Origin of the sequence: Barnesiella sp. B2-R-119, assembly GCF_023656675.1 — a bacterium.
GTDB classification, from domain to species: domain Bacteria; phylum Bacteroidota; class Bacteroidia; order Bacteroidales; family Barnesiellaceae; genus Barnesiella; species Barnesiella intestinihominis.
The window spans coordinates 175,724-193,443 of the sequence record NZ_JAMOKL010000005.1; the positions used below are offsets into that span (position 1 = coordinate 175,724).

The window sequence follows — 17,720 nt, forward strand, 5'->3', positions numbered from 1 at the left end:
GGATAATGGCAATAACCGTTTATGCTTGCCGAGAGTTATACTTACTATTAATCCTTAATTTAATCCAAATGAAAAAGTTTTTATTGTTATCATTATTTTTGTCAGCTCTGTATGTGAGGGCGGCGGTTGTTCCGGTTTCGGGAACGGAAACTATTGCCGACGCTGTCTCTTCGGCAGTGGCAGGCGATATCATCGAGTTATCCGAAGCTGTTACCTATGTAGGAAATGTCACGATAGATAAGTCCCTTACTCTACGTGCTGCCGAGGGGTTGGAGTCGGCTCCGATCATTCAAGGAAAGCTTTCGATAAAAGACGGGGCTACCATTCGGGGAATCGTTTTTGATGGAGCCTCCGAAGTTGCTGATGCAATTCGAATCGATGATACGGTCACCGGAGCTCCCGTGGTTATATCCGGTTGTACGGTACGTAATTATACCAATCGTTTTGTCTATGTTTCTTTGTCCGGTAAAATAGAATCGTTGACGATCGACGATTGTATATTTATAGGGGCGGACAACAGTACGACAAACAAAGCGATTTATGCTTCTAGCGCTCATACGCAGGTCGAAACTCTTTCCGTTACTAATTCTACATTCCTTAATTTTAATACAGGGAGCAATTATTTCTTCCGTATAAATTGTGGCGAAGAACTAGTCTTGATGCCGGTTGTATTGATCGACCATTGTACTTTCTATAACTGCTATGACCGTCGTGGCGTATATCTGTATAATGCAGGCCGTTCGACGATAAAAAATTGTATTTCGGCATTTTCGGAAAGAAGAGACGATACCAAGAGCTTTACGGCCTACGGAGATGAAAGCATTGTAAAGAACGTTATCTCCTATAACGTGGATTTGTATGGAAGTGCACCGAAAGAGAATATTATATCTAAGAATCCTCTGTTTGTAGATGCAGAGAATGGAAACTTCCAGCTGTACAAAGATTCTCCGGCTGTGGGAGCCGGTGATGACGGTAGCGATTTGGGCGACCCGCGCTGGGGCGTTTCTACTGAAAACGCACCGGTAGGCGAATTGCCTTATGAGTGTTTCAAAAAACCATACAGTATGTCCCCGACAACCCATTCGGTGCGTATTCTTTGGCAGACGTTGGATTCTAATCCGTCTGGTACGGTTTATTATGGGAAAACACCCGATTTGGGACAAAAGCTCACAGCCGAGACTGGTTGGAATGTGGACGGCGAGGGATTTGTGCACGTCATCGAATTGACGGGACTCGAACCTTTTACAGAATATTATTATCAGGTGGGGGACGAAAGTCGTCGTTATGAAACGATTTGTACGGCGAAAACAGCCCCAGAGAAAGGAACCGATTTCCGTTTGGTCGCGTTCAGCGATGTACATGATAACGATGAAAAGATTTGGCAGAACTCGGCTCCGATTATGTTGGGTGTCGATCCCGATATGTGGATTACTATCGGCGATTTGGTAAATAAAGGCGATATGCGCACTTGGAACTCGGCATTTTTTATTCCCGGAGAATCCATGCTTACAGCGAAGACTCTTACTTCCGTTATCGGTAATCATGAAACGATGGATAAATCCGATGAAAACGGCCCTACTACTTATTACGATTATTTTTCTGTCCCATCTCATGGATATATCGATACCGATGAACGGATAGACCCGAGAGGAGAGTCCTATTTCGCTATGGACTACGGCGATGTGAAAATTATCGGTTGTAACTGGAATGAAGGTAAAGACGATCCTTCGTTTGCCACTGGTTCGAAACAGTTGACTTGGTTGGACGAACAATTAACGAATGCCGATTCGAAATGGATATTTATTTTTGCGCATGTCAATGTCTATTCAACCAGTTATCATGGGCAGTGGTCGGCCAGCCAAAAGGAATATATAGCGCCGTTGTTGGAGAAACACGCATTGGCGGGTAAGCATATTCTTGTCTTTGGTGGTGACGAACATAATTTCGAGCATCTGTATAAAGCGGGCGTGCACTATCTTCGTCCGGGTGCGATGAACGGGAGCAACCGGGATCAATATAACATGGTGGATAAACCGTATAGTTTGATGTTTAATAAGATTGCCGGATTCTCTACGATCGATGTGTCGGAGAATGGTGAAAAGGTCAAATTGATTGCTCGCGACAGAGACGGGAATGAATTTTATTCGTATGAATTTACTCGTTCGGGAGGTTTAAAGCCGAGTTTATATATTACGGAACCGAACGGAAATAACGACCCGGTGACCGATAGTTTTAAAATCAAATGGTCCTGTTTCGATCCTCAGGGTACGGCAAAAATCAATTTGTATTATTCTTTGGACAGTATTAATGGAACTTCTATTGTAACAGGGTTATCCAGCGATGTACAGGCAATAGACTCGTACGATTGGAATGTACGCAATTTACAACCGAAAGGAGATTATTGGATTTATGGAACTATCGACGATGGAGTGAATACTCCCGTAAGGGCTTATGCCAAAGGTAAGGTGTCGGTTGTATGGGATACTACGCCTCCTCCTGCACCGAGTGAATTTACAGGAAATTTTGTCGATGGGAGAATTACGCTTTCTTGGAAAAATCCGGTTTATGAAATACCGGTGAACATCACGGTGGACGATTTCGAGAATGGAATAACTTCGGTCGAAGGTGTAGGCGATAGCGGTGGTAGAGGATCTCTTGAAGAGGTAGACGGTTATGAGGGAAAGGCTCTTCAAATGACTTATGATATCGACAAGGCATGGGGTGAATATGCGGCGGTTCTCGCTTTTGAAAAGGCACGAGATTTTTCTGATTCTCCTTATTTGGAGTTTTGGTATAAGGGAGATGGGTCGAGCCGGACATTGCGTCTTATTGTAAAAGAAGATAACGACTTGGACGGTAATGCCGATGACTGGTGGTATAACGAAACGTTACCGTTGAATTCGACCGAATGGAAAAAAGCGAAAATAGATATTCGCACTTTCCAAGCGTTCGATTGGCATCCGAATACGAGTAAGAAATGTGATGCTTTGCGAGTGATCTCATTGGATTTCGTCGTTCCCAGTAGTGCACCGTGCAGCGGTGGAGTGTTGGCTCTCGACGATATTGCTATGACAGGACTTATTAACCCGGCTCCCGATTTTGAGGCGACGACTATTGTCCGCCGTAATGACCGGTTCGCTGCTGATGAAACGGACGGCGAGGTTGTTTATGATGGAGAGGGCGAGTGCTATACGGATTCCGAGTTAGAAAAAGCGACTTACTATTATGCTGCTTTTTCGCGCGATGATTTGAAAAACTATTCGGCATTTACCGAGGCGGCTACTTGGAAATATACGGTGACGACGGGTGTTGACGGTAATAAGAGAGTAGATTTTACGGTTGCTCCCAATCCAGTTCGCGAATATGTAACCGTAATTTTTCCCGGAGATAGCGTATCGGAACTCTCGGTCATAAATTCACAAGGGGAAATTGTTATGAGAGAAAAGCTTAAAGAATCGGTTACTTCTTTGCCTGTTGAGGGGTTGTCCCCCGGAATTTATTTGGTTTCCGTGAAATCGTCGGGGCAGATATATAATCGGAAAATTGTCGTGGAGTAGTGTTAATAAGAAATGAAGTCCGGCAGAAAAATCGAGAATCGGTTTCTGCCGGACTTTTTTATTTTGAATGACGTAATGAAGTTTTTTCCAACTTTTAAATCGTTATAATGATAGTCTGGTTAGAGATGTAATTACGAAAATCAACGGTATAGACCGAAGTTGGGGTCTTCATTACAATAGTTTATACGCTGTTGAATCCACGCTTTGAGCTTATCGAAGTTTTCTCGGAAGTCGAAAGAGCTTTCGCTTAATCTCCAATCCACGCTGTAATCGGCAGGCCAAAGCACTCCGTTCTCTTTGGCCGAAGGTTCTATGAGGGTAGCGTATTCTTCCATATAGGCTTTCAATTCGGGATAACCATCTTTGACAAAAGCATTCCACTTTTGTTGATATAGCGTGCGTATCTCTTCATTGCTCAGCAAGGCTTTGATGAAAGTGTAGCCGCCACAGTCTCCGTTGTTGTCGACCATAGGAGTATTGGCAGGAGCACCTTCTCTTCCGTCGAATGTAAATGCCCAGTCGAAGTCCCATACCGGGCCGAATTTGTAGACTCCATCGAGTGAATCTTTATAAAGTTTGAAACTTTTCGGATGCTCCATTTCATGATTGGAAGATAGGGAGTTGACCATGAAGAAATTAACGACCGATTCAATGTCGATATATTCTTTTAAACTACCTGTCGAGGGTGTTGTCATCACAGCGGTGAGCATGGCTGAGAAATCGTTTTTCCATGTATTGAAGTACTCATCGGCCGTAAGTCCGAGAGCAGGAGCTATTTCGGTCAGATCGGGATCGGCGATCATTACGGGCAGAGTGCCTTGGGAATTGTTCCCGTTTTGAATTGCGGTATGAGAATAGAGGTTGTAAGCGAATCTGTAATCTTCGTCGTAGTTCGAGTCTATTTCGAATAACATTCCTTTTTCTTCATCGATATCGACGCTGCCACTGCCGATTCCTGTTTTCTCTGTGAGCATATATTGACCTTTGCAGATACCGTTGAAATAAACCTTTACCGGCACACAATGGTTGGCAAAAGGCATTTCGAGGTAATTGGCAAGCCAAAGAGCTACGGTATTGCGCATAAGAGAGCAGTCGATGTAGTTGGCTATCAACGCGAATGATTTTGCTTTCTTCATGCCGCAAACCGCAGTTTTCTTATTCATTTTGAAACGATAGGGTTTCTTTTTCATGTTCCATGTGGAGTTGCCTCGACCGCGAAATATAACTTCTTGTTCTGGCAGGTCGTCGTACATTCCGTTCCCGTCCATGCGCAGTATGGCCGGGTGTTCGTCGCTCTTGCTGCCGATAAGTTCTGTCCACTCGGGGTAATCGGTTAGATTCACGTGAAATTCGGGAATCCCTATGGGACGAACTACAACGCTGTCGATGGCTTCTATGTCGATAATGGTCGCATTGCCTTTGGCATCGGTCACTTGCATTTTGTTGTACCCCGAAGAGGGTGATCCCTGATAGGTTATTTCTTGCACGTTGTTGAACGTGTTGAATTGGTTATCGTTGCGGAACACGTGGAAATGTTCGTGTTGAGCCATTGCAGAACCGCTTATGAGAACGGCTGCGGTGAGAAGTAGAATTTTTTTCATTTTGCAACCGCTATTTTAAGTGTGTTTTTATTATAAGTCAATACATATATGCCTTTGGGCAGTTCGGAGATAGAGAACTCGTAATCGCCCTCGGCACGACTACTTTTAACTATTCGTCCGTCGATGGAACAAAGAGTGACCGTGGAACCCTCGGGTAAGTTGCTGAGAATGATTCTGTCGGAGTTGAGTATGCAATTTGTTCCGCTTGCGGTCGGCGATTCTATTCCGGTCCACACGTCGTCGCTGCCTGCACTTGTAGAGAATGTCCAGTTTTTTATGTCGATGACAGGCAGGACTATGTCGCCTTTGGTGCAAGTGATTACTAGATTCCCTTCGGCAACCGCTGTTTTCATATCGTCTTCGATGGTTACTTTCATTTCGGAGCCATCTGATTGGTTGACGATAATGCTCTTGTAAGAGGCTGCCGGAAGATGATGTGGTATTGTGGCAAAGAGACCCAAAAGAAGAGGTATTACAATCTTTTTCATGGTAAATTAAATTTGTTTAATAAATTTATGGTTACAAAGCTACATGTTTTAATTATGTTAGTCAAGAGATTTTTTTGAATTTATATTCAAAAAACAATATATTATATCTTGATTTATCGAATAGCTCTGTAAATTTTTTATTGAATGCAGAGTTATCCCGTAGCCGATGTTGAAACTGACTTTGTCCCGATATTACTATCGGTTAGTATATTCAAAATAACCTCTGTGTTTCTCCATTTGAGGGAATGGAAGTGTTGACGATTATGGTCGAAGGATAGAGATTAAGGTAGTTGGAAAAAAATAAAAAATGAAATCCGGCAGAAAAATCAAGAAAAGACTTCTGCCGGATTTTTGTTATTGCAAATAAGGTAATAAAACGTCTTTCCAGACTAGATAACCATCTCCGAGCAGATGCAGTCCGTCATTCGTATATTGGGGATCGAGTACGGTCGTTCCCGGAGTCGTCAGATGTGGAAACAGATCGATGTATGTATATTTCTCTATCGGGGCAAGCTCTTCTAATTGCTGGTTTATTTCAATAATTTGGGGCGTTTTTCCCATAATCGTTTTGAATCGTTCGAAAGAGTCGTTCGTGGGTAACAAACTTTGTATGTAAAGTTGTGTGGAAGGGGTCTCTTTCTTAATCTTTCGAATGATTTTGGTTATGTTTTTAACGATGCTGTCGGTTGATAAATGATGCGCGATGTCGTTGATACCGATCATCAGAAATATTTTTGCCGGTTTCCCTTTGATAATCGGGTCGAGACGATCGTAAACCCCCATTGAAACGTCCGAACTTATTCCTCTGTTTTTGATATTGGGGTTATTGAATAACTCGTGCCACTCGCAACCGTTCGTGATACTGTTTCCTAAAAATACGATATCGTCGCTGTTGATAGGTAACTTCTCGAATAATGTGGCGCGTTGGTAATAAAACTGATTATATTGGTATGCTTCTTGTGCCGACAGGCTTATTACGCATATCGATAGTCCTAAAAGGATAAAAAACGGTTTCATGAATTCGATGTGTTTATGAGTTTGGATTTTCTGCGTGGTAGGCATCGACTGCTTTTTTCACAGAGCCGTGCAGAAGCAATAATCGTTTGGCTTGGTCATAGTCCATACCCAGTTCTTCCGACACCATGCGCGTACCTCTGTCTACTAGTTTTTGGTTGGAGAGCTGCATATTTACCATACGGTTACCTTTGACCCGTCCCAATTGTATCATGACAGATGTTGTTATCATGTTGAGAATCATTTTTTGCCCGGTTCCCGATTTCATGCGGGAACTCCCCGTAACGTATTCAGGTCCGACAATCATTTCGATCGCTACGTCGGCCTCTTTCGATATGGGGGAATCGGGGTTACTCGATATGGAACCGGTGAGAATACCGTGCTCTCTTGCCGCATGTAAAGCTCCGATAACATAAGGGGTTGTACCCGATGCCGCGATTCCTATTACCGTGTCTTTTTCGTTGATGTTATGCTCTTTCAGTTCTTCCCAGCCGCGGTTCATGTCGTCTTCGGCGTTTTCGACCGGATTGCGTAAAGCTGTATCGCCGCCGGCGATTAGTCCGATGACCAATGTCGGGGGCATACCGAATGTCGGGGGAATTTCGGAAGCGTCGAGTACTCCGAGACGTCCGCTGGTTCCGGCTCCCATATAGAAAATGCGTCCGCCTTGTTTCATGCGGGGAACGATTTGAGATACCAATTTTTCTATTTGAGGAATCGCTTTTTTCACGGCCAAAGCGACTTTCTGGTCTTCGGTATTGATATCTTGCAATATTTCCAATACCGATTTTTTTTCGAGGTTGTCGTAAAGAGACGGTTGTTCGGTTATTTTTACGAATGCCATAATATGCGTTTTTATAAAGTTGAATGAAATTCGACGAGTCCTTCCATAGGACTTTTTATGATTGTTCCCAATTCTATTTGCAGGGCAAGGGCGGCTTCTTCCAAAACTTCTTTGTAATAGTATGCGATAGACCCGATGAAATGTACTTTTACATTTTTGTAGTCATATTGCATGACATTACGGGTGAAGAAGTTTTTGAATCCGTTCAGAACGATTCTGTGGATACAAGGCTCTTCGATATTTTCGATGAGGAACGGCGATACCGATGCCAAAAAACGATTGGGGAAAGGCTTCTTGTATACGTTATCCAAAATTTCTTTTGGCGTGAGATTGAAGCGGTTGAAAAATTTTTCTTTTAGTTCGGGAGTCAGTTGGTTTTTCAAACAGTCGCCGACCAATAATTTTCCCAAAACAGCGCCGCTGCCTTCGTCGCCCAAGATATATCCCAATGGGGATATGTTGTTTACGATCTCTTTGCCATCATAATAACAAGAGTTCGATCCGGTCCCCATGATACAGGCGATGCCCGCTTTATGTCCACAAAGGCTGCGGGCAGCTGCTAACAAGTCGCTCCCGACTTCGATAGTTACCGGTATGTGCCTATGAATGGCATTGTGGACAATCTCATTCTTTTCGGGAAAGGCACAACCTGCCCCATAGAAATAAACGGCATCTATTTTCACTCCGTCCAAATGGGGCATGAGTTTATCTTTTACCACTTGGCTTATTTCCTCTTCTGTCTGAAAAAACGGATTGGTTCCCTCTGTTGTGATTCTTTTAACCTGTTTTCCGTGGTTTACTACGCACCAATCGGTTTTGGTAGAACCACTGTCTGCAATAATAATCATATCTTTATATATATTTTCTTTTTATACAAAACATACCCTATAATCCAGTTTACACCGATAAATAAAAGAGCGAATATAAGCGATGCAAAAGTTTCGTCTTTGAATAGAGGAACGAGCCATTCGTTGTAAATCATTCCTTTCAAAGTCATACTCGCTCCTCCGTAAGTAACGTAAATACTACCGATGAGGATGCTTAACACAGCTCCCAATACGTACATGAATAAGGGATTGATACCGAATGCTTCGAAAAATCGACTCCATTTTTTGTATCCTTTGATGTCTATGATCCAGATGAGCAAAGCCAATGAGCTGGCTGCTAATCCGCATGTGGTGAGAACAAATGTAGGAGACCATATTTTTTTGCTGATAGGACAACCGTATTCGAGAAGTAATCCGGCAAAAGTGAGTATCGTTCCTGCAATGAAAAGATTCTGCATGCGTACGGCGTTATCTTTTGTACGCATGATGAGTCCTCCGCAAAATATGCCGACAAGTACGTGGCATATCGACGGTATCGTACTGAGCAACCCCTCGGGGTCGAGAGCGAGCCCGTTATCGTGATACATGTGGTTGCTTCCTAAAATAGCTCTGTCGACTACCGAGATGATGTTATCTTCGGAAAATTCGAACCCTTTTCCTGTTATCAGTATGACGAAATAGGCAATCAACGTGACCGATACGATGTGGGGTATATATTTATGTTTGACAATCAAGGCGATAAATGCGGCTGCTCCGTAGCAAATCGCTAAACGGGGCATGACTCCCAAAATTCGGATATGGTCGAAATTCCACATAGAGCGGCCCAATCGTTCGAAAAAGGATAGAGACTCTCTCCCCAGTTGATGATAGGTACGCATGGTTAATCCGAACCAAGCGATAGCCAATCCGATAGCGAAGATAACAATCGTGCGGCGTATGATTTTCCACGCTACCGCTCCCGATAGTCGGAAGTCGAATTTTCTCAACGACATATAAGTCGATATTCCCATGATGAACATGAAGAACGGAAAAACGAGGTCGGTGGGAGTCAGACCTATCCATTCGGCATGGCCGAGCGGTGCATAGATATGTCCCCACGAACCGGGATTATTTACCATAATCATTCCGGCGATGGTGATACCTCTCAGTATATCGAGAGAAAGAAGCCTTTTATTAGGCGGGTTGTTCATGGCATTTATTTTTTGAAGTTGTACATTTATCCACTAAATAAACGATAGAAATATAAGGTATTCCTGCATTGGTCGTCAGTCCTATTTCGCAAGTGCGGCTATTGGAATAACCGGTTTTTACTCCTGCTTTTTCTATTTGAGGTTTTAGCTTTCTGAGAGCATAGGCGTTGACCTCGGGATAAGTGAATCCCTTGTCACCGGCGAAACCGCAACAACCTACTTCTTCGGGAACAATTACTTTTGTAGAGCATAAACGAGCCAAATCGACGAGCATGTTTCCCAAATTCATTTTTCTCATCGAGCAAGTGATATGAACGGCGATTGGTTCGTCGATAGGAGAAAAAACGAGTTTGTCTTTCAGGAAAGTATATATGAACTCTACTGGTTCATATAGTTTTACTTGGGTCATGACCTCGCGCATACGGTGCAGGCAGGGACTTTGGTCGCAGAGTACAGGATATTTCCCTCCGTTGCTGGCCTTGTATAGCGCAGCTTCCAATTCGGCCGATTTTCGGTCGGCAATGTCCATCATACCTTTGCTTTCCCAGATTGTTCCGCAACAGAGATTCTTCATGTTTTCGGGAAAGATGACTTCATATCCGGCTTTTTGCAGCAAGGCGACAGTCTTGTCGATCAGAGGCGTTTGGTCGGGTGAATCTTTCGCCGTACCCATAGTTTGATTGATACAGCTTGGGAAATAGACCACTTTCAGAGATTCTTCGTGCTGTTGTATTCGATGAGGATAATAGGGTTTGGGCATAGATGGTGTCCACAATGGAACACCTATTTGGTGAAGACCTTGCCCAATAGAGCTCATGACTTTATCGCCCAACATATTGTGGGCCATGTTCGCCAAGTAAAGAACAGGTCTGAGAGCCGATTTCGTTTCGGCAAAATGATTGGCGACGAAATCGCCGGTTTTGTATCCAATGCTTTTTTCGGGTAAATTCTCTTGTCTGATATCGTGTGTTAAATCGCCTACATTGATTCCCATCGGGCAAGACATGGAACAAAGTCCGTCTCCCGCACAGGTTGCGTTTCCTAAATATTTGTATTGTTTCTGCAATGTTTTCAGCCGTTCCGAACTTTCCGTATCGGATAGTTTTTTGAGCCGGGAAATTTCCCGTTGAATGACGATACGTTGACGGGAAGAAAGAGAGAATCCACAAGTCAGGCAATTCACTTCACAGAATCCGCACTCTATGCACTTGTCTACATGAGCGTTTGTCAGAGGCATAGGTTTGAAGTGTTTTAAATGACAATGTGGGTCTTCGTTGAAAATGACACCGGGATTGAGTAATCCTTTCGGATCGAACAACTCTTTGACGGCTTTCATGAATCCATAGGCCCTTTCTCCCCATTCGTATTTGACGAATGGAGCCATATTCCGTCCGGTTCCATGTTCTGCTTTCAGCGAACCGTCGTACTTGTCCACCACCAATGTTTTTACTTCGTCCATCAGTTTTTCATATCGGGCGACTTGTTCGGGAGAGTCGAACGACTGGCTGATGATAAAGTGGAAGTTTCCCTCTAACGCATGTCCGTAAATACAAGCGTCGTGATATTCATTCGTTACCAATAACTCTTGTAAATCGGCGGTCGCTTCTGGCAGCTCTTTCAATGGAAACGCTACGTCTTCGATCAAAACGGTCGTACCCGGCCGGCGAGTTCCTCCTACCGATGGGAAAATACCCGAACGGATAGCCCAGTATTTCGAATATTCTTCGGGTTTGTCCGTAAAGTGAATAGGAGTAACGGTTTCGAATGGAGAAAGTATCTTTTTTATTTCTTCGATATTGGCTTGTAGCTCTTCGGGAGTATCGGCCTTCGTTTCGGTCAAAACTGCTGTAAGACCCGTTCCGGTCGTGTCGTTGACCGAAGCCAAAGACTTTTTGTCGAGCAGCTCTGCACTGAATACGGGACCGGGTTTCATGGCAACGACCGCTCGACAGGCATCCTTTATGTTCGAAAAGTAAAGCATGGCACTCGCCGAATAGGGATAGTCATGCTCGGTTTTCATCGTAACTTCCGATAAGAAAGCGAGCGTACCCTCTGACCCCACCATGAGGTGGGCGATAATATCGAATGGGTCGTCATATATCACAAAAGGTAATAAATTCAACCCGGTGACATTTTTGATGGAATATTTTTTGCGGATACGGTCACTCAGTTCGTTGTCGTTTCGTATTTCGTCTCTTATCTCGATGATTTTGTTCAAGAACGGGGTGTGTTTTCTTTCGAATGTCGTTCGACTTTCCGGGTCGCCGGTGTTCAACCGAGTACCGTCGGCAAGCACGATTTTCGCCGAAAGCAATTCTTTGTCGCTGTTGGCGTGTGTACCGCAGTTCATACCGGATGCATTGTTCATGACGATTCCGCCCACCATAGCCGATTTTACCGATGCAGGATCGGGTGCGAATTTACGACCGTGGGGTTTTAATATTTCATTGACACGTGCCCCGATAATACCGGGTTGGAGTGTAATGCGTTCGAAATCTTCCGAGATGGAATATTTTTCCCAATTTTTCCCGGCTACGATAAGTATAGAATCGCTTATGCTTTGACCTGAGAGTGAAGTTCCTGCCGCTCGAAATGTGACAGGCAGTGTATATTTGTCGGCCAAAGCGAGGAGCCGGGAAACTTCATTTTCGTCTTTTGCCCGAATGACTATTTTCGGGATTAGTCGATAGAATCCGGCATCGGTTCCCCAAGCTAACAAACGAAGCTCGTCGGTATATATCCGGTCTTTCGGGATAAATTTCCCGATTTCTTTCAGATAAGCGTTATACTTTTGTTCTTTCATCTCGGTACGTTAAACAATCTGTTCTTTATTTATAGAGATAATATTTTCGAGATAGTTTTTTGAAATCTTCGACGTCTTTATACCAATAGTCCTTGATGTCGTCGAAATGGTAATTTTTTGAAAATCTTTCTCTTATTTGGTTACTTCCGCATACTTTGTCGAACATGTCGAATCGGCTTTCATTTTCTTTGCAAAATGCGGGTTTATCGGGATACAAAGCGGCCAATTCTTGCATGATGTAGAATTGGACTTCGGAAAGTCGAGCTTTTTTATAATCCAAAATATGTACTTGTACTCCTTGTAAATGTTCCCCTTTTCCGAAAGCGTAGAAAGGCTTCAAATGCATGGGGCGGAATTTAATACCCGGCAGGTTCAAATTATTCATGCGGTCGGCGAGCTTATCGGCATCTATCCATTCTGCTGCGAACATTTGGAACGGTATGGTATATCCCACTCCGATGGAGAGGTAGGGCAGCTCTCCTACGATTCCCGACAGGGGGTAGAAGTATGCCGAATGGGGATGCGGAATATGTGGTGAGGAGGGTATCCATTGCAAACCTGTTTTAGTATAGTCCATGCTTCGTTTCCAGTGTTTCATGGGGACGACTGTAAGTTTGCAGTCTTTGGCAAGCATGTGTTCTCCCACCAACATTCGGGCAAGCTCTCCGCAAGTAAGTCCGTAAATGTATGGTATTTTGAATTGGCTTACGAAAGAGATGTAACCGTCTTCCACGAGATTCCCTTCCACTTTCTCTCCTCCGATGGGGTTGGGTCGGTCGAGTACGATAAATTCGATTCCGTTTTCAGCGGCCGCTTCCATAGCCACGCCCATAGTACTGATGTAAGTAAAGGAGCGACAACCTATATCTTGTATGTCGTAGACAAGCACATCGATACCTTGTAACATTTCGGGTGTCGGTTTTCTGGTTTTCCCATATAGCGAATATACCGGTAATCCGGTCGATGGGTCTGTGGAATTTTCTACCTTATCGCCGGCATGCACGTCGCCGCGCACGCCGTGTTCGGGCCCGTACAGGGCCACCAAATTGACGTTAGGAGCTTCGAACAGAATATCGATAGTAGATTTCAACGAATTATCAACCCCTGTCGGGTTGGTAATCAAGCCTACTCTTTTCCCTTCTAATATTTTGAAATTATCTTTTTTCAGAACTTCGATACCCGTCATTGTTTTTTGTGCGCTCAGTCCTCCTGTAAGACTTGTAATCAAACACAAAATTATATACTTTTTTAATTTCATAGACTTTATTTTTTATATTATTTTGTTTCTGTCTCTTTTTCTTCTGTCTCTTTTTTCCCGTAATTGGGATCTATTTTTATGAATGCACATACTGCAATAGTCGCTGCACAACAGATCATTACCCAATAGAAGAAGTGTTTATATCCTATGAGTTCTTGCAGCCAGCCGGCAGCCATGCCGGGTAACATCATACCTAAGGCCATGAATGCCGTGCAAATGGCATAGTGGGCCGTTTTATGTTCCCCGTCGGAGAAGTAAATCAAATACAGCATATAAGCTGTGAATCCAAATCCATAACCGAATTGTTCGATAAAAACGCAGAGGTTGATGACGAACAGGCTATCGGGTTGGTAATAGCTGAGGTAAACGAATGTAGCGCAGGTGAGGGAAATACTCCAAGCCATAGGCCAAAGCCATTTTTTGAGCCCTCCTTTTGCCGCTACGATTCCACCGATGATTCCACCGATCGTCAAGCCTAAAATCCCGATAGTACCATATACTAAACCGACTTGTCCCGTTGTCAGTCCTAATCCCCCTAATTCTTTGGGGTCGAGCAAGAAGGGATTGATAAGTTTTACCAACTGAGCTTCGGGCAATCGGTATAGTAGCATGAACAAGACAGCCACCCATACTTGTTTTTTCTGGAAGAATGTGACGAACGTGGCAAAGAACTCTTTGAAGATGTTCGAGGCGGTTGCTTCACATACGGCTTTGTCTGATTTCGGTTTAGGTAAAATGTACTTGTGATACAAGCATATAGCGATAAAGAATCCGGCGAGGACAAAGAATGTGATTGACCATGCCAGAGAGATATTTCCCGATGTGGATTCGAATGAAGCATTCGATGCTTCTTTTAATTTCGGGTCTATTTGTACCGCAATATAAGCCGGCTTATCCCAATTCTCTTCGGTGAATTCCAAACGGTCGCCTTGCGTGAGATAGATACTTTGGTCTCCGCTTTTGTGCACTGTATTTAGAATGACCTTTTCTCCTTTTCCGGGCTTTTGGGAGAGGCAAACTTTTATAACGCCTATATTCCCGGTGAGTTTGTGTTCGGTTCTTTCTCTTTTTTCACCGAATGTCTCTTTGATAAAAGTGTTTATTTTTTCGCCTATTCCGCTACTGTTTTCATCTTTCGTTTGCGATGGGTTTTTCGCCTCTGCGAGGACAAATCCGTTTGCAATGTTTTGGCATTTTACCCATGCGTTGATAGAGTCTACTGCATGGGGATCGGCCGTTGTTCCTATTTCGAGGGTGGAGGGTGATGCGACGAAGTGCATTTCTTCATTGTTTGCGTCGATGATGTAGTCGGTGGAGGGAAGAACTATTTCGTTGGCATATTCCGGACCGGCCTTTATTTCGAGGTTCAACGGAGTGAGGCCTGTATTCGATTCGAGCAATCCGGCGAGAATCACCAGCAGACCTTGTCCGGCTATGGTCGCGACTCTGTAAAAGGTGCTGCGGATACCCACGTACATCGCTTGGTCGTGGGTATCGAGAGCCAACATATAAAATCCGTCGGCTGCTATGTCGTGGGTGGCAGAACTGAATGCGACCAACCAGAAAATGGCGAGTGTTATTTGAAAGAAATGCGGGGCAGGAATGGTGAATGCGATACCTGCCAGTCCGGCGCCTACCAACATCTGCATAGTGACTACCCACCATCGTTTGGTTTTCAGCAAATCGATGAATGGACTCCAAAACGGTTTGATTACCCACGGCAGATAAAGCCAACTGGTATATAACGCTATGTCGGTGTTCGATATGCCTAATCTTTTATACATGATGACCGATATGGTCATAACGGCTACATAGGGTAATCCCTGTGCAAAGTAAAGAGTAGGGATCCACGCCCAAGGTGATGTTTTCTTTTGAGGGTTCATGGTGTGTATTTTAATATAGTTTTTCTATGTTCGCACCTACGAAATAGTGTAGCAGTATTTCGCGATAAGGATAGCCTTGTTCGCCCATGACGGCGGCTCCGATCTGGCAGAGTCCTACGCCATGTCCCCAGCCGGCTCCGTGTATGACGAACCGTTGGGGTATTCCGTTCTGTATATCTTCTCGCTCTACGACGAAAGCCGAGCTGTATAAATGGGACGGAGATAGTACACGGCGAATTTCCAGCTCTTTCCCGATAATAAGAGTTTGTTTGCTACCTTGTATCTGTAACCGTACCAATCTGCCCGACGTTCCTCGTTCTATGGGTTTTAGGTCGATGATTTCACCGAAATCGATTCCAGATTTTTCATGAATGAGATGAGCCAGCTCGCTTTGGGAGTAAACAACGGACCATCGATAGAAATCGGTCGTTTCCTGATCGTAATTGTTGAGAACCTGCGAGAGTATCTTTTTGTCGGTCGTATTACAGAAGGCTGTGGGGGAGGTGTATATCCATTGCCGGGCGGTGTCTTCGTTCTTCAAGTCGGGAAAATCTTTTTCATTTTTGTCGTCCCGTAGAGCCGTCAGGTAGGGGGGATTTATGTTTTCCCAGCAAGAGGAAAATTCTTCCACGACGCCTCCGCAGCATTTTGAAAAGCGGGCATCGCATATTTCGTCATCGTATGTGAGAACTTCTCCGTGCGTAGCTTGTATGGCTTGTGCGACAACTTCGGTACAGGCCCGAGTGATGCCTTGATAGCGTTGACAATGATCGTCGGCACATACGTCGAAGTTGATATGGTCTTCCCGGTCATACCAGTGAATCAGTTCTTTGTCGGTACGAATCAACGAGTCGGGTTTCTTTCCGGCTAACTCTTTGTTTTTTCTTATTTGGGCCAACAACCAACTCCGAGAAATGACGGCGTGCGATTTCAATAGTTCGAGCGAGGCGGTCGCACTCATTTCGGAAGATATGACACTAAGTAGATAGTCTTCTACGCTCAAAGCGTTTATAGCTGTGATAAGTCCGTTTTCCACTATCAGGTTCAGATTACCTTTGAAAGTTTGGTCTTCTTTCCTTTCCCAATGAAATTTTACTCCGATAGTCACCTCTTTGAGACAAAACGAATAGTCTTCTTTTTTGGGAGTGAAAACGATTCGGGTATAGTTGTTTCCGTTCCAGAAGATCTGTTTCCCGTCCGTATGAGCCTCATGCTCTCCTGAGACCGGAACTCCATTTGCCAGATACGTTCCGTTGAAGACGAAACGTATTTGTCGTTCTGACATGATTCCTACGGTAACTTGTGGCTCTTTCATGAATGTTTATTTAAGTTTTTCTATTATTTCGTACATCTTTTCCCGGTCGAGGCAGACTTCTGAAAGTATTTTTTCGAGATGTTCAGCGTCGATTTTCCTAAAATCTTTTTCGAGTGGGGTGATGAATATACCTCCCATATCGACCGATGCTGGGCTGAGCAAAATATTTTCGTCGCCTTCGGCGAAATAACACGACGGTCGATGCTGGGCTCTTGGGAAGATACAAGAGCTCCATTTACCCTCTTCATACCATGTGAGTATGTTCATCATGGGTTCCGGTTCGCCCTCTTTTAGTTCGAGTGCGTTATAGAGCTTCACAAAGAGCTTTTCGGCGGCTTCTTCCGATTCCGCTTCGATAAGGAAGAAGGGACAGATATAATCCTCGACTTGACTTAGACGAGCCGATTTTTCGGTTCGTATGGGAATGCGCCTATACTTTTTCAACTCCTTTTCGAGAGGTAGAAATCCTTTGTTCCCAGCTTGGAAATGAGCATGATCTGGGGCCGATGCTCCGCATTTGGGACCGTTATAGAATAGTACGTAATGTTCGGCGGCCTGTGCCAAGCGAAGCATGTCGCCAAATCTCTTTTCGATAAGTTGCGGTAGGTGCTCGTTTACCGGAATGGTAAAGTGTTCCGGGAATATAGGGAAAGGATTAATCAACCATGTATAGCTGCCATCGGGTAATCCTTCTTGCACTTTCGGACGGTTTTCGGCACACAAAAAACATTTGCGCTCTTTCAGCGATTGAGTATCCACTTTGGCTGCCGAAGATACGATACGGGCCGGGTTGAATTGTATCTTGACCGCACAACCTTCCACCGTTAGTTCTTTAACCTGTACCGCTTCCAATGCTTTGTAATTGTCACGCGCCGATTCCCATACGGAGAGTTGGTCGGTCAGTAATTGTTTGGCTTGTTCCGATGTAACTTTCATTTGC

The 17,720-nt window shown here is 44.2% G+C and carries 11 protein-coding genes and 2 pseudogenes; 1 reads left to right on the forward strand and 12 read right to left on the reverse strand.

The window, feature by feature from the left end:
• The first annotated feature begins 68 nt into the window (after nt 1-68).
• Nucleotides 69-3,557: a fibronectin type III domain-containing protein gene (locus NBH06_RS11010; protein WP_250794321.1), complete on the forward strand. Its 3,489-nt coding sequence runs from the start codon at nt 69-71 to the stop codon at nt 3,555-3,557.
• Between the two features lie 140 nt (nt 3,558-3,697).
• On the opposite strand, the gene NBH06_RS11015 is transcribed toward NBH06_RS11010, so the two are convergent.
• The 12 genes and pseudogenes from NBH06_RS11015 to NBH06_RS11065 form a co-directional block, all read right to left on the reverse strand.
• Nucleotides 3,698-5,158, reverse strand: coding sequence for a CotH kinase family protein (locus tag NBH06_RS11015; RefSeq protein WP_250794323.1), 1,461 nt, complete (start codon nt 5,156-5,158; stop codon nt 3,698-3,700).
• The gene (locus tag NBH06_RS11020) at nt 5,155-5,646 is read right to left on the reverse strand and encodes a T9SS type A sorting domain-containing protein (RefSeq protein ID WP_250794324.1); all 492 of its coding nucleotides are present in this window, start codon (nt 5,644-5,646) and stop codon (nt 5,155-5,157) included. Before NBH06_RS11020 ends, NBH06_RS11015 begins: the two co-directional genes overlap by 4 nt.
• 354 nt (nt 5,647-6,000) lie before the next feature.
• A complete protein-coding gene (locus NBH06_RS11025) occupies nt 6,001-6,663 on the reverse strand; it encodes a GDSL-type esterase/lipase family protein (RefSeq protein WP_250794325.1) in 663 nt (220 codons plus the stop codon).
• A 13-nt stretch (nt 6,664-6,676) separates the two neighbouring features.
• Nucleotides 6,677-7,504, reverse strand: a complete 828-nt coding sequence (gene murQ / locus NBH06_RS11030; protein WP_008861356.1) for an N-acetylmuramic acid 6-phosphate etherase — start codon at nt 7,502-7,504, stop codon at nt 6,677-6,679.
• An 11-nt stretch (nt 7,505-7,515) separates the two neighbouring features.
• Complete coding sequence (locus NBH06_RS11035) at nt 7,516-8,352, reverse strand: BadF/BadG/BcrA/BcrD ATPase family protein (RefSeq protein ID WP_250794329.1); 837 nt, start codon at nt 8,350-8,352, stop codon at nt 7,516-7,518.
• Nucleotides 8,349-9,521, reverse strand: coding sequence for an acyltransferase family protein (locus NBH06_RS11040; RefSeq protein ID WP_250794332.1), 1,173 nt, complete (start codon nt 9,519-9,521; stop codon nt 8,349-8,351). The genes NBH06_RS11035 and NBH06_RS11040 overlap by 4 nt, the downstream gene beginning before the upstream one ends.
• Nucleotides 9,505-12,324, reverse strand: a complete 2,820-nt coding sequence (locus tag NBH06_RS11045; protein WP_250794335.1) for an FAD-binding and (Fe-S)-binding domain-containing protein — start codon at nt 12,322-12,324, stop codon at nt 9,505-9,507. The genes NBH06_RS11040 and NBH06_RS11045 overlap by 17 nt, the downstream gene beginning before the upstream one ends.
• A gap of 25 nt (nt 12,325-12,349) precedes the next feature.
• On the reverse strand, nt 12,350-13,582 hold the full coding sequence (locus NBH06_RS11050; protein ID WP_021891827.1) for an exo-beta-N-acetylmuramidase NamZ family protein: 1,233 nt from the start codon (nt 13,580-13,582) through the stop codon (nt 12,350-12,352).
• Between the two features lie 17 nt (nt 13,583-13,599).
• Nucleotides 13,600-14,394: pseudogene (locus NBH06_RS13635) on the reverse strand (MFS transporter); the annotation flags it as partial.
• Between the two features lie 567 nt (nt 14,395-14,961).
• Nucleotides 14,962-15,465 (reverse strand): annotated as a pseudogene (locus tag NBH06_RS13640) (MFS transporter); the annotation flags it as partial.
• Nucleotides 15,466-15,475: 10 nt separating this feature from the next.
• Nucleotides 15,476-16,780 carry a SpoIID/LytB domain-containing protein gene (locus NBH06_RS11060; RefSeq protein ID WP_046415318.1) on the reverse strand — a complete coding sequence of 435 codons (1,305 nt, stop codon included), beginning with the start codon at nt 16,778-16,780 and terminating at the stop codon, nt 15,476-15,478.
• Between the two features lie 6 nt (nt 16,781-16,786).
• Nucleotides 16,787-17,716, reverse strand: coding sequence for a DUF4922 domain-containing protein (locus NBH06_RS11065; protein WP_250794336.1), 930 nt, complete (start codon nt 17,714-17,716; stop codon nt 16,787-16,789).
• Between the last annotated feature and the right edge of the window lie 4 nt (nt 17,717-17,720).